The organism is Pedobacter albus (genome assembly GCF_036324255.1).
Taxonomy (GTDB): domain Bacteria; phylum Bacteroidota; class Bacteroidia; order Sphingobacteriales; family Sphingobacteriaceae; genus Pedobacter; species Pedobacter albus.
Window position 1 is genome coordinate 1,009,718 of sequence record NZ_JAZDQT010000002.1, and the last position, 13,858, is coordinate 1,023,575.

Here is a 13,858-nt window from a genome sequence, read left to right on the forward strand (position 1 = left end):
ATCCAAAACTTACAAAGCCTCTTGCATAAGTTATTGATAAATATTAATATTATTCGTACCTTTGCCCCTTGATAATCTTTAAATTAACATAATTTAATATATAATATGGAGATGGCAAAAACGAAGCTACTGATTGTTACCCACGAGATGTCGCCTTTCCTCGAACTCACTAAAATTTCTGAAATTACACGTCAACTGCCACAGGCCATGCAGGAAAAAGGATTCGAAATCCGCATCTTGATGCCTAGGTTCGGCAACATTAACGAAAGAAGAAACAGGCTGCACGAGGTTATTCGTTTATCGGGTATGAACATTATTATTGATGACAATGACAACCCATTAATTATCAAGGTAGCTTCAATCCCTGCGGCACGCATGCAGGTTTATTTCTTAGACAACGAAGATTATTTTCAAAGAAAGCACGTTTTCAGGGACAAAGAGAACAAGTTTTACGCCGACAACGACGAGCGTACGATTTTCTTCTGCAAAGGCGCCTTGGAAACCGTTAAGAAACTTGGATGGGCACCAGACATTGTACACTGCCATGGCTGGATGACTGCCCTAGTGCCTACTTATATCAAAACTACTTACAAAAACGATCCTACGTTCAAAAACTCGAAAGTGGTTTATTCAATCTACGAGAACTGCTTTGCCGAAACCTTAAATGCAGACCTGCATAAAAAGGCGGTAATGAGCAACATGACCGAAGAGGACACCAAAGCCTTTATCAAGGCCGACTGCAACAGCATGCACATTGGCGCCGTAACCCACTCAGATGCAGTGGTTTTAGCCGACGAAAAGCTGGATAATGATGTGTTAAAATTTGTTAAAGATTCTAATAAGCCGACTTTAGCCTTTAATTTAACCGAAAATTACGAGAACTTCTTTACTTTTTACGAAGAGATCTCTAATGAAGAATTGGTTTCAGTAGCTTAATACAGCATTATTTTTAATATAAATATGAGATTCTTAAAATTAGACTTATTGACCCTGTTAATAAGTCTTTTTCTTTTCGCTTCATGCGAAAAGACTTCAACCATAGGTTTAGAAATTGATCCAAATACAGCCATACAAGGATCATTGGTAGACACGGTTACCATCAGTTCGAGAACATTGAGCGACAAGATCGTTTCTAGCAACGGCCTTGCCCGAAACCCGCTGGGTCTTTTAACAGATCCGCTTTTCGGCAAAACCGAAGCCAACCTGTCAATGGCCGTTAACGTACCTAGCAATGCTTATAGCTTTGGCACCACACCAACCCTCGACTCGGCTGTTTTGGTGCTTAACTATGGTGGCGAGTTTTATGGCGACAGTACTTCTAATTTCAACTTGGAAGTACGTCAGCTGGTAGACGACCTTTCGGCATCCGAATCGTTTTTAAGCAACCAAAGCTGGTTAGCCTCGAACACCGTTATCGGAAGCAAAAGCGGCAAGCTTTACCCTAACACCAGGGTTAAGGTAACCGATATCGTAACCGGCAAAGCCGATACCATCCGAAGTGCCTCGCCACAAATCAGGATTCAGCTGAACAAAACCTTTATTGAAAACAACATCATCAACATTAACGCCGAAAACTTAAAAAACAACCAAAACTTCGTTCGCTTTTTTAGGGGACTACAGGTTAAGGCCAGTACCGCGGCAACCAATGGCAGCATGATGTTCTTTGAATTTACTGGCTCAACCTCTGGCTTGTACCTGTACTACAAAAACCAAAATACTACCACCAACAAGCCAGATACGATTGCGGTTAACTTCCCGATCTTAAACTCGAGCAGTCCGGTGGCCTCTACCGTTACACACAACTACAGTACAGCGGTTACCACGCAGTTGTCTAATCCAAACCAACAATACCCGGTTACTTATTTGCAACCCCTATCTGGCTTAAAAACCAAGATTTCTTTCCCTTACTTGAAGAACTTTGTAGCCAATGTGGGCAAAGTGGTAGTAAACAAGGCCGAATTGGTGATTGACTTGAGCAGCGGCACCGACCCTATTCCGTTCAATGCGGCGCCACGTTTGGCCCTTTATCGATACGATATTGCCGAGCAACGCAAAAACATTCCGGATAACGACAGGGGAAGCCTAACTACCCCGGCTGATCCTAGGGTAACACAAACCGCTGCAATTTTTGGAGGCTATTTCAACGCCATCAAAAAACAATACGTATTTGTGGTTACGGCTTACATCCAGGATTTGCTGAACGGAAAGACGCAAGATTACGGTACGTTTTTGGCTCCAACGCCTACAGACCAATTTAGCCTTAACCCATCCATGGCTTCAGGCGCACGATCGGTTATCGGATCATTTAAAAAGAACCCGGTTGCAGGCGATAACGTCATGAAACTGAACATCTATTACACGAAAATCAACTAGCTAAATATATTCTACGCAAACGTTTGATTAAATCGCTCAAAAGCAATACTTTTGAGCGATTTATTTTTTTAAAACAATACTATATGTGTGGAATTGTAGGCTATATTGGCTTTCGCGAGGCATGGCCAATCGTCATTAAAGGCTTAAAAAGACTAGAATACAGAGGTTATGACAGTGCAGGCATAGCCCTAATCGACCATAACAACCTCAACATCTATAAAAAGGCCGGCAAGGTTCAAGAGCTGGAAAATTTTGCCGAGAACAAAAACCTGAACGGCTCCATTGGCATGGGCCATACGCGCTGGGCTACGCACGGAGCGCCATCAGACAGAAACTCTCACCCGCATACCTCCAACAACGGCAGGCTCAGCATCATCCATAACGGCATCATCGAGAACTATGCTACGCTGAAAGAAGAGCTTTTGAGAAGAGGGCACACCTTTAACAGCGACACCGACACCGAAGTATTGATCCATTTGATAGAAGACATCTATCAAAACGAAAAAATGGACTTGCTGGAAGCCGTACGCCTGGCCCTTAACGAGGTAAATGGCGCTTATGCCATTGTAATTATGGACCAAGACCATCCCGACCGGCTCATTGCAGCCAGAAAAGGAAGTCCGATGGTGATTGGCGTTGGCGAAGGCGAGTATTTTATCGCTTCTGATGCAACGCCGATTATCGAATACACCAAAAACGTGATCTACCTTAACGATAACGAAATCGCTTTCATCAAACGTGAAGAGCTTTTGATCAAAAGGCTCGACAACGTGGTGCAGACACCTTATATCCAAGAGCTGGAATTGCAACTGGAAATGCTGGAAAAAGGCGGTTACGATCACTTCATGCTGAAAGAGATCTACGAACAGCCACGTTCAATCAGAGATTGTATGCGTGGTCGTATTTATCCCGCCGAAGGAAAGGTGCAGCTGGGAGGCATTAAGGAATTTGCAGAAAAGCTCAAAAACATAGACCGCATCATCATCGTAGCCTGTGGCACTTCGTGGCATGCCGGATTGGTAGGCGAATACCTGATCGAGGAGTATGCGCGCATACCGGTAGAAGTAGAGTATGCCTCCGAATTCAGGTACAGAAATCCGATCATTACCGAAAAAGACGTGGTGATTGCCATTTCCCAATCTGGAGAAACCGCCGACACCATGGCGGCCATTGAAATGGCCAAAGAAAAAGGCGCTACCATATTCGGGGTATGCAACGTAGTAGGCGCATCTATTCCGCGGATTACCCATGCGGGTGTTTATACCCACGCCGGACCAGAAATCGGGGTGGCTTCTACCAAGGCCTTTACCGCGCAGGTAACCGTGCTTACGCTCATGGCTTTCTATATGGCGCAACAAAAAGGCACCATTGTTAACTCGAAATTGGTCGAGCTTTTAACAGAATTGGATTGCATCCCTGAAAAAATCCACCACGCCTTAGAATCGAACGAGCAGATCAAAACCATAGCCGAAAAATTCAAGGATTCAAGAAACTGTCTGTTTTTGGGCAGGGGCAGTGGTTTCCCTGTGGCCTTGGAGGGCGCTTTAAAACTGAAGGAAATTTCATATATCCACGCAGAAGGCTATCCGGCAGCAGAAATGAAACATGGCCCTATTGCTTTGATAGACGAGGAAATGCCGGTAGTTTTTATCGCCACCAAAAACTCGTCGTACGAAAAGGTAATCAGCAACATCCAGGAAGTAAAAGCCAGAAAAGGCGTGGTGATTGCCATTGTAACCGAAGGCGATACCGACGTGAAGAAAATGGCCGATTACTGCATCGAAATTCCGGACGCAAGCGAAGCTTTCTTGCCTTTGTTGGCTACCATTCCGCTGCAGCTGCTGTCTTACCACATTGCCGTGCTAAGAGGCTGCAATGTAGACCAGCCAAGAAATTTAGCTAAATCAGTAACCGTAGAATAAGAAAAAGGGCCCGAAAATTCGGGCCCTTTTCCATAACAGCGTTTGATATTAGATTTAAAAGGGCAGATCGCCTGTTTCGTCTACAGGACTAACATAATCGTCTTCTGTTTTGGTGGTGGTGCTTTCCTGACCGCTTGATGGAGCCTCAAAATCGCTTTTTCTGCCCAACATGGTAAAGTTCTCTGCCACAACCTCTGTTACATATTTTTTAACGCGCTCTTTGTCTTCAAAAGAACGGGTACGTAATTTGCCTTCAATATAAACCAGCTTGCCTTTCTGCAAGTATTTGGAGGCCACTTCGGCCAAGCCGCGCCATAACACAATGTTATGCCATTCGGTCTGTTCTACACGCTTGCCATCCTTGTTAAAAGTCTCTGACGTAGCCAACGGAAAACTAGCTACTGTAACGCCTCCTTCTAAATGCCTAACTTCTGGGTCTTTGCCCAAATGCCCTACTAAAATAACTTTGTTAATACCCGACATATATTCTATTTGATTAGTTCCTTACATGCAGTTCCATAAATTCGCTAATTACTTTCGGGTGGGGCAAAGCCTCAAATTCTTCGAGCAAAACCGATTTAATTTCTGTATGCAACTTAAAGTTAACAATATAATTGTCTAAAGCAAAAAATTGTACATATATAATTTGGTGCGTCAATACATGCTTCTTTTGCATTAAAAGGCCGATTTTGGCCGCTTTGCCGAATAGATTTTCTATTTCCTGCCTAAAGTTTTCGACGCCAAGGCTAGCCGCTTGCGGCGTTTCGATCAGCGGGAAATCGTAGAGGTGCTGCCATACATCGCCCGCTTTTCTTTCCTTGGTCAGGATATGTCCATCCTTAAGCGCCACAAAATAGTTGAACCAACGCTCCTTTACCTTTACCGTTTTTAGCTTAACCGGTAAAACCTCTACTTTTTGATGCTGCAGGGCATAACAGCCAAGCTGCAGGGGGCAAATTTGGCAGGCCGGCGACTTGGGCTTGCACTGCAAAGCACCAAACTCCATGATGGCTTGGTTATATATCGACGGCTCCTGCCCTTCAATCAGGCTTTGCGCCAGTGCCGTAAACGTTTTCTTGCCTTGGGTGGAGTTGATAGGCTCTGCTATGCCAAAATACCTGGCCAAAACCCTAAACACATTGCCATCGAGTACGGCCTTGGCTTCGTTGTTCGAAAATGAAGAAATCGCGGCCGCGGTATAATCGCCCACCCCTTTGAGCTTCACCAATTGCTCATACCGAACCGGAAACACGCCGCTATGCTCGTCCATTACCTGTTTGGCGGTGAACAGCATGTTGCGCCCCCTCGAATAATAACCCAGTCCCTGCCAGAGTTTAAGCACCTGTACTTCGCTGGCATTGGCAAAGTCGCTTACCGTTGGAAAGTTTTCCAGAAACTTGTTGAAATAGGGAAGCCCCTGCTCTACCCGGGTCTGCTGCAGGATGATTTCCGAGAGCCAGATCACATAAGCATCGGTTGTATCGCGCCAGGGAAGGCTGCGTTTATTGATTTTATACCATTTTATAATTTCCTGCTGAAAGCTCATTTCGCCAAAAATACAACCTTAATCTAGCATTTTGGTAAAACTTGCATTTACATGATACGTTCAATTGTAAATAAATCATCTTTTATTTTCCTATCTCATTAAAAAGCAATACTTTTGCAACCCCAAAACAGTTATAATATTTAATACTCAATAACTTAATAAATAGAAAATATGACTAAGGCAGATATTATTTCGGAAATATCAACAAAGACAGGAATTGAAAAAGTAGACGTGCAAGAAACAGTAGAGGCATTTTTCAAAGTGATCAAAAACAGCATGATTGGTGGCGAAAATGTTTACGTAAGAGGCTTTGGTAGTTTCGTTGTAAAAAAGAGAGCACAAAAAACTGCTAGAAATATTTCTAAAAATACGGCGATCATTATCCCAGAGCATTTTGTTCCTAGCTTTAAGCCAGCAAAAGTTTTTGTTGACAAAGTGAAAAACAACTCTAAAAAAGTTAAAGCAGAAGCTTAATCGTATCGCCATGGCAAACAATATCCGTACAAAACAAGCGCTTATCATTGTTGCAATTGTATTGCTTACAGGATTTTTGTTTACCAGACCGATCAAAGGCTTGGTCAAACCCAAAGAAGAAGCGGCCAAACCGGCTGCCATGGCTGACCAAACCGCCACAGCACAACCCAGCCTAGAAGAAATATCTTCCACTGCAAAAAACTTGATCAGCAGCGCTTCCAGCAAAGAGATTACGGTACTGGAAAACACCTACAAAGGTGCTTCTGGAGCCGAAAAACTAGCCGAGGCGCAAAAGCTGGCCCAGAAATGGGAAGATTTGGAACAGCCGGCACCTAGTGCCCTGTACCTCGAAGTGGTTGCCAATGGAGAATCTTCTTTAGCGAATTGGCTCAATGCAGGCAATAGGTTTTTAAAGGCCTTCGATAATACACAGGATAGCCTTTTGCAACCTAACATGCTTCAGAAAGCCAACAATGCGTTTACCAAGGCTTTAGCGCTTGATTCGACCAGCTTAGATGCCAAAACCGGATTGGGCATTACCATCGTAAACGGCTTGGGCGCTCCGATGCAAGGCATTGTCATGCTGCGGGAAGTGGTAGAGAAAGATCCAAAAAACTTAAAGGCAAACATGAATTTAGGCATGTTCGCCATCAAATCTGGACAGTTTGACAAAGCTATTGTTCGCTTCAACAATATCATTAGCCAAATTAAAGCAACACCAGATGCCTATTTTTACCTGGCAACGGCTTACGAAAGCCTGGGCCAGAACAAAGAAGCAATAGACGCTTATTTGAACAGCAAGAAATTAGCGGCCAACCCAACCTTGTCGTCGTTTATAGACAAGAAAGTGGCCGAGTTAAAAAATAAACGTTAATTAACAGATTAATAAAAACATTTAAAACTTAAGATTATGCCAAGCGGTAAAAAAAGAAAAAGACATAAAATGGCTACCCACAAACGCAAAAAACGTTTAAGAAAAAACAGACACAAGAAAAAATAGGTTTTTCCTATCTGTGTATTGGCCAAAAATAAATACCATGTTAAACGGTATTTATTTTTGGATTCTATGTGTTTTTTGTCCAAGTGTAATAGGGCATTCAATTGCCTTAAAATCTGTAGCTTTTGGTAAAGGAATTAATAATCGATTCTACTCCTACGGGGGTAACCATAGCTTTAATTGAAGACAAATACCTCGTCGAGCTCCATAAAGAGCACGTTAACAATAACTACGCCGTAGGCGATATTTATTTGGGCCGCATCAAAAAAATCATGCCAGGCCTAAATGCTGCTTTTGTTGATGTTGGCTACGAAAAAGATGCATTTCTGCATTATTTCGACCTTGGCCCACAGGTACAGTCTTTGATAAAGCTGACTAAAATTAAGCGTAACGGCACGGTCAATGGCACTTTATTAGATAATTTTAAATTAGAAGCCGACATTAACAAAGCGGGTAAGATATCCGAAATCGTCAGCAAAAATTTAATCTTGCCGGTTCAAATTGCCAAAGAACCTATTTCCACTAAAGGACCGAGGTTGAGCTCTGATCTTTCGATTGCCGGAAGATACATTGTACTCGTACCTTTTTCTAACGTTATATCGATTTCTAAAAAGATTAAGAGCAATACCGAACGTAATCGACTCAAAAAGATTATCGAAAGTATCAAGCCTCAAAATTTTGGGGTCATCATTAGAACGGTTTCAGAAGGAAAAGGCGTTGCCGAACTGCAAAAGGATTTATTGGATTCAGTATCTAAATGGGAGAACTTCACCAAGAAGCTTCCCGATACCGAGCCCTCTAAGCGTGTTTGGGGAGAGATGGATCGTACTTCTACCCTAATCAGAGATATTTTAAACACCGATTTCGCCAACGTTTATGTAAACGACGCGAACCTGTACGAAGATATCAAGTCTTATGTGCACGAAATTTCGCCAGAAATGGAGAAAATCGTCAAGCATTACAAGCACAAAGAGCCTATTTTCGAACATTTTGGTGTAGAGAAACAAATTAAGAATGCCTTTGGCAAGACCGTAAATCTGGCTGGTGGCGCTTATCTGGTAGTTGAACATACCGAAGCGCTGCATGTTATAGACGTAAACAGCGGCAACAGAACGGCCAGCAAGGAAAATCAGGAAGAAAATGCGCTTCAGGTAAACAAGGAAGCCGCTAAAGAAATTGCCCGCCAGCTGAGGCTGAGGGATATGGGAGGCATTGTGGTAATCGATTTTATCGACATGCACAAACCGGCCAACCGCAAAGTGCTTTTTGATTACCTGCGCGAGCTTATGTTGCTCGATCGTGCCAAGCATACCATTTTGCCACCGAGCAAATTTGGTCTGGTGCAAATTACCCGTCAAAGGGTAAGGCCAGAAATGAACATTGTAACGGTAGAAAAATGTCCAACCTGCGATGGTACTGGCGAAATCAAAGCCAGTATTGTGCTGATGGACGATATAGAGAGCAACCTCACCTATATCCTACAGGAACAAAACGAGAAGAACATCACTTTGTGTGTTCATCCCTATATAGCGGCCTTCATCAAAAAAGGACTGTTCTCCCTGCAGTGGAAATGGTTCTTCAAGTTTGGCCAGCGCGTTAAGGTAAAAGCGGTATCTTCTTACCACCTTACCGAGTTCCATTTTCTTTCTTCAAAAGATGAGGAAATTAAATTGTAACCCGCTTATTCAAAACATTAAAAAGCCTGATTTCATCAATAGAAATCAGGCTTTTTTTAATGCCCCAAACAACTAAGTAGTTTGGTTCATGTCGCACAACATTTCGCAGCGACCCACATTAGCGGTGTATCTGCAACAATCTTTGCATTCGGGCTTGCCAAGGCAAGACTCGGGAGGTGGCCCGTCGCCACCCATTACTTTTTTCATTTCAGCCTTGCTGAGCAGGTTTTCCTTATTCATCGTTTAAGTTTTGGTTAGGTTGTTTAATTAACTTTAAGTTAATAATTATTTGATACAAAGACAAATACGAGAATCCGGCTTGTTGCTGAGCAGAAAAAACTCCCTTTCGTTTTTATTCGAATACGTAGGAAACCATAATATCGTTATAGTCGCCATCGCCGCCATCTTCAAAGCCAATTACGCCACTACCGAAATTATCGCCTGCATTGGGAGAAAACCTGCAAGCCGACTGGTACCAAGGCTTTCCGCCGTCAGCAGGCCCGTTCTTGTGCCAACCCGTAATAAAAATCATGCGTTCTTCTACCCTGTTTCGGCCATAAACCTCCGGGTTTAAATTTCTGCCCGCCTGGTTTCCCTTTTCAAAAATCTTGTTGTATGCCGAATCGTAGATACAAATCGCATTTTCCCAAGCCGCCTCAGCAGAAAAAGTAAGTTTAACTTGTGCATATCTCGGCACCTTTAATTGAATTGTCCTTCCCCAATCGATTTGGAGATTGTTGTCTGGTCCGTATCCCATAGTGATTAAGTTTTTGCCTACTCTTCCAATATGCAGTTTTCGGCTTCGCTGGTTGTCATTTTAATGGTCAACGATTAAAGTTAATACAGACCTTTTGGCTTCGTGCGGGCGAAAATACCCTTGCAATTACCGTTTTTACCGCACCCATGTTAAACAGATCGATTAAAAATTTATTTTGCTAAATATTTTAGCTAACTTAGCTCGAACAAAAAATCTAAAATCGTCAATCCAAAATCTAAAATCCTTTGGCTAAAACTAAATCAGCATATTTTTGTCAGAGCTGTGGCTACGAATCGCCCAAATGGCTCGGCAAATGTCCATCCTGCAACCAATGGAATACCTTTGTGGAAGAGGTTATCGACAAAGGCGCTTTAAATGTGCCCACCTGGAAATCGGCCAGTGGCACGCAACGCCTCAACAAGCCCAGCAAAGTAGAGCAGATTGAAGCTACTACCGAAGAAAGAACCTTGACCAGCGATGCCGAATTAGACCGTGTGCTGGGTGGTGGCCTGGTGGCTGGCTCCGTGATCCTCATTGGCGGCGAACCCGGCATCGGCAAATCGACCCTGATGCTGCAGCTGGCCCTCAATATGCCCAACAAAAGAATACTGTATATCTCGGGCGAGGAAAGCGAACAGCAGATTAAAATGCGTGCCGAGCGTATTACCAACAGTCCCAAAGCCGATTGCTACATCCTGACCGAAACGGCTACCCAAAATATTTTTAAGCAGATTGAACAACTGGAACCCGAAATCGTTATTGTCGATTCGATCCAGACCCTGCATTCGGCCCATATCGAATCAACACCTGGCAGCGTTTCGCAGGTGCGCGAGTGTACCGCCGAACTGTTGCGTTTTGCCAAAGAAACCGCTACCCCTGTTTTTCTGATTGGTCACATCACCAAAGACGGCGCCATTGCCGGTCCTAAAATTTTGGAACACATGGTTGATACCGTGTTGCAGTTTGAAGGCGATAGGCACCATATTTACCGCATTCTCCGCTCCATTAAAAACCGTTTTGGGGCAACGGCCGAATTGGGCATTTATGCCATGCAGGGCAACGGCTTAAGGGAGGTATCTAATCCTTCAGAAATTTTGCTCTCACAACGCGATGAGGAGCTGAGCGGCATTACCATTGGTGCCACTTTAGAAGGCGCCAGACCAATGCTTATCGAAACCCAGGCTTTGGTTAGCATTTCGGCTTACGGAACGCCACAGCGTTCGGCCACGGGCTTCGATATCAGACGCATGAACATGTTGCTGGCGGTACTCGAGAAAAAATGTGGCTTTAGGCTCGGAGTTAAAGATGTTTTCCTCAATATTGCCGGGGGTATCAAAGTCGAAGATCCCGCTATCGATTTGGCCATCATGGCGGCTATCATTTCTTCGCATGAGGATATTTCCATTTCGTCTAAAATATGTTTTGCGGCCGAAGTGGGTTTATCGGGCGAGATCAGAGCCGTTAACCGCATCGAGCAGCGCATAGCCGAAGCCGAGAAACTGGGCTTTGAGAAAATTGTGGTTTCCAACTATAACCTGAAAGGGGTTGATCGAGATAAATTCAAGATCCAGCTGATTACCGTAAGCAAGATCGAAGAGGTGTTTGCGCTGCTCTTTGGCTAGCCTATGCAACACTTGCCAAGCTTTGAAAATCCCCCAAGCTTGATGCTGGGGTGGCAATTTTCTCTACACTTTTATGGTAAATTGGCATTTTTCTCTACACACCAAGCAGAAAAAAAGTTTGGCACACCAAAAATAAAAAGATGTAAAATACTGAAAACCAAATAATTAAATAACATACAATAAAAAATCTTAAAATTGGACAGCTTGTTGTATTACTCTTATCGTTCTTATCCAGTAATGGGTAAAACAACAATAGGGATGATTAACCTCACTGCTAAGAGCAGTGGGGTTTTTTTATGGTTTAAAATTTCTCTCTGCACCCTATACTATTTAGAAAGATTTTAAATATTTTTGTGAGAGATAAGAGTTTACACCAAATATTATAACAGATGAAAAAATTAGTTTTAAGCTTGGCATTATGCCTATTTGCTGCATTTGCTTTTGCACAAGATGCCTTTGAAGGCCAATCGTTTGGAGAAGGCGTTAAAAAAGGGGGCGTAATTTCGGCAACCGAAGTGAATGCCAAGTTGGGCGACAAAACCAAAGCCGACATGAAAGTAAGTGGCGAAGTAGTAACCGTTTGCAAGAAAAAAGGCTGTTTCATGACCTTGAAATTAACAAACGGCGAAACCATGTTCGTTAACTTTAAAGACTATGCTTTCTTTATGCCAAAAGACATTGCCGGCAAAAAAGTGGTAATCGATGGCTTTGCCGAAAGAAAAACAACTTCGGTTGAAGACTTGAAACATTATGCAGAAGATGCCAAGAAATCGGCAGAAGAAATAGCAAAAATTACAGAACCTAAAAAAGAAATTGTGTTTGAAGCAAAAGGAGTCGTAATTTTGAACTAATTAGAAAGGTTCTCCTTTTTAATATTGATTGGTTGAACCCTGCTCTCTCCGGAGCGGGGTTCTTTTTTTTATAGCTGTACAAAAGGCTAAAATTTCTATATTTATCCTAACCAACAAATTGAATTATGATTATTGTAGCTATTATTGCCGGGCTTGTCCTCATTTTCGGCATCGGAATTTACAACTCGCTCATCAGCAAAAAGAACCAGGTAACCAATGCCTTTTCGGCCATTGACGTGATGGTAAAAAAACGTTTCGACCTGATTCCCAACCTGGTTGAAGTGGTTAAACAATACACCCAGTACGAAGGCGATACCTTGACCAAAATTACCGAGCTGCGCGGCAAGGCCATGGGCAGCAATGTTACCGAAGGCGATAAGCTAGCCATAGACCAGCAATTGGGTGCAGCCGTAAAAGGCCTGATGGTAAGCGTAGAAAACTATCCCGATTTAAAGGCCAACACCAATTTCCTGAACCTGCAGAGCACCTGGACCGAAAGCGAAGAGCAGATTGCCGCCGCCAGAAGAAACTACAATGCCAGCGTAACCACTTACAACAACGCCGTTATGATGTTTCCAGGCAATATGTTTGCCGGCATGTTGGGCTATCAGCCTATGCAGGTTTTGGCCGCTACCGAAGAAGAACGCAAAAACATCAGCGCAAAAGAGCTTTTCAATAGCTAATGGATGCCAATTATACGCAAAACGCCAAGCTACAAAGCGTACTTGAAGCGTTAGAAGTTGAGCGTAAAAAAGTTTTAGCCGCCAATACACAAGGCTATGGTGCCATTATATTAGGCATTGTTTTGATTGTGGCCCTGGCGATAATGGGACTTTTGGTGGCAGGCATTGTGATTGGCTTAGGCGCTATTATTTTTGGAGGCGTTATCCTCTTCCGCATCAGCGATGCCGCTACCGACTACAAAAACCGTTTTAAAATGGACGTTGTGGGCGCCTTGCTGAGCAACGTAAACCAAAGCCTAACCATACAGCCCAGCAGTGGCATCTCGGAAGGTGAGTTTAGGCAATCGCAACTTTTTACGACCACCCCCGATCGCTACAGTACCGAAGACCTGATTAGCGGAACCATAGGCAAGACCAGCATTTATTTTGCCGAGGTGCATGCAGAATACAAAACCGAAACCCAAGGCAAAAACGGCCGACAGGAGCATTGGCATGATATTTTAAAAGGCATTGTATTCGTAGCCGATTTCAACAAAAACTTTAACGGCGTTACGGCTATCAGACCTAAGGATTTCGGCGCGAGCATTGGTGCCTGGTTTTCCAAAAATATCTATTCCTTTGGCGATAAAAACGTAGTGGAACTGGAAAACGAAGCTTTTAGCAATCATTTTGTCACTTACAGCACCGACCAGATCGAAGCCCGGTACATTCTCACGCCTGCCCTCATGGATCGCCTTTGCGAACTGAACCAACGAGCGGCCTATGCCATTTCGGTATCGTTTGTCAGCTCGAACATGTACATCGCTTTTCCATTGGCCAAAAATTATTTCGAAGCCCCACTTTTTAAGAGTCTGTTAAACGCAGATGTATTAACCGACGATCTTTCGGTGCTTCATTTCATGTATGCCATTGTACAAGAGCTCGATTTGAATACCAGGATTTGGACGAAACAGTAAT

General features: G+C 43.4%; 14 protein-coding genes. 10 read left to right on the plus strand and 4 right to left on the minus strand.

What is annotated here, in order from left to right; all coding sequences use genetic code 11:
• Nucleotides 1–111: 111 nt before the first annotated feature.
• From VRU48_RS14190 to glmS, 3 genes are all read left to right on the plus strand, one after another.
• Nucleotides 112–936, plus strand: a complete 825-nt coding sequence (locus VRU48_RS14190) for a glycogen/starch synthase (RefSeq protein WP_233165844.1) — start codon at nt 112–114, stop codon at nt 934–936.
• Nucleotides 937–984: 48 nt separating this feature from the next.
• Nucleotides 985–2,373 (plus strand): DUF4270 domain-containing protein, encoded by a 1,389-nt coding sequence (locus tag VRU48_RS14195; RefSeq protein ID WP_330108577.1) that lies wholly within the window; start codon nt 985–987, stop codon nt 2,371–2,373.
• Between the two features lie 83 nt (nt 2,374–2,456).
• Complete coding sequence (gene glmS / locus VRU48_RS14200; RefSeq protein ID WP_330108578.1) at nt 2,457–4,295, plus strand: glutamine--fructose-6-phosphate transaminase (isomerizing); 1,839 nt, start codon at nt 2,457–2,459, stop codon at nt 4,293–4,295.
• Nucleotides 4,296–4,349: 54 nt separating this feature from the next.
• Here glmS and VRU48_RS14205 read toward each other — a convergent pair whose 3' ends face one another.
• Nucleotides 4,350–4,778: a single-stranded DNA-binding protein gene (locus VRU48_RS14205; RefSeq protein WP_330108579.1), complete on the minus strand. Its 429-nt coding sequence runs from the start codon at nt 4,776–4,778 to the stop codon at nt 4,350–4,352.
• A gap of 13 nt (nt 4,779–4,791) precedes the next feature.
• Nucleotides 4,792–5,841 (minus strand): A/G-specific adenine glycosylase, encoded by a 1,050-nt coding sequence (gene mutY / locus VRU48_RS14210; protein ID WP_330108580.1) that lies wholly within the window; start codon nt 5,839–5,841, stop codon nt 4,792–4,794.
• A gap of 171 nt (nt 5,842–6,012) precedes the next feature.
• On the opposite strand from mutY, the gene VRU48_RS14215 reads away from it, so the two are divergent.
• From VRU48_RS14215 to VRU48_RS14225, 3 genes are all read left to right on the plus strand, one after another.
• Nucleotides 6,013–6,315, plus strand: a complete 303-nt coding sequence (locus VRU48_RS14215) for an HU family DNA-binding protein (RefSeq protein WP_055133196.1) — start codon at nt 6,013–6,015, stop codon at nt 6,313–6,315.
• A gap of 10 nt (nt 6,316–6,325) precedes the next feature.
• A complete protein-coding gene (locus VRU48_RS14220) occupies nt 6,326–7,189 on the plus strand; it encodes a tetratricopeptide repeat protein (RefSeq protein ID WP_330108581.1) in 864 nt (287 codons plus the stop codon).
• Nucleotides 7,190–7,437: 248 nt separating this feature from the next.
• Nucleotides 7,438–8,988, plus strand: coding sequence for an Rne/Rng family ribonuclease (locus VRU48_RS14225; RefSeq protein WP_330108582.1), 1,551 nt, complete (start codon nt 7,438–7,440; stop codon nt 8,986–8,988).
• Nucleotides 8,989–9,060: 72 nt separating this feature from the next.
• Here VRU48_RS14225 and VRU48_RS14230 read toward each other — a convergent pair whose 3' ends face one another.
• Nucleotides 9,061–9,228, minus strand: coding sequence for a hypothetical protein (locus tag VRU48_RS14230; protein ID WP_330108583.1), 168 nt, complete (start codon nt 9,226–9,228; stop codon nt 9,061–9,063).
• Nucleotides 9,229–9,340: 112 nt separating this feature from the next.
• Entirely contained in the window at nt 9,341–9,745 is a 405-nt protein-coding gene (locus VRU48_RS14235; RefSeq protein ID WP_330108584.1) for a hypothetical protein, read from the minus strand.
• Between the two features lie 245 nt (nt 9,746–9,990).
• Here VRU48_RS14235 and radA point away from each other — a divergent pair, with 245 nt between their 5' ends.
• The 4 genes from radA (at nt 9,991) to VRU48_RS14255 (ending at nt 13,857) form a co-directional block, all read left to right on the plus strand.
• Nucleotides 9,991–11,367, plus strand: coding sequence for a DNA repair protein RadA (gene radA, locus VRU48_RS14240; protein WP_330108585.1), 1,377 nt, complete (start codon nt 9,991–9,993; stop codon nt 11,365–11,367).
• 389 nt (nt 11,368–11,756) lie between these two features.
• Nucleotides 11,757–12,218, plus strand: a complete 462-nt coding sequence (locus VRU48_RS14245; protein WP_330108586.1) for a DUF4920 domain-containing protein — start codon at nt 11,757–11,759, stop codon at nt 12,216–12,218.
• A gap of 125 nt (nt 12,219–12,343) precedes the next feature.
• Nucleotides 12,344–12,901 (plus strand): LemA family protein, encoded by a 558-nt coding sequence (locus tag VRU48_RS14250; protein ID WP_330108587.1) that lies wholly within the window; start codon nt 12,344–12,346, stop codon nt 12,899–12,901.
• Nucleotides 12,901–13,857 carry a DUF3137 domain-containing protein gene (locus VRU48_RS14255; RefSeq protein ID WP_330108588.1) on the plus strand — a complete coding sequence of 319 codons (957 nt, stop codon included), beginning with the start codon at nt 12,901–12,903 and terminating at the stop codon, nt 13,855–13,857. The genes VRU48_RS14250 and VRU48_RS14255 overlap by 1 nt, the downstream gene beginning before the upstream one ends.
• Nucleotide 13,858 lies beyond the last annotated feature (1 nt).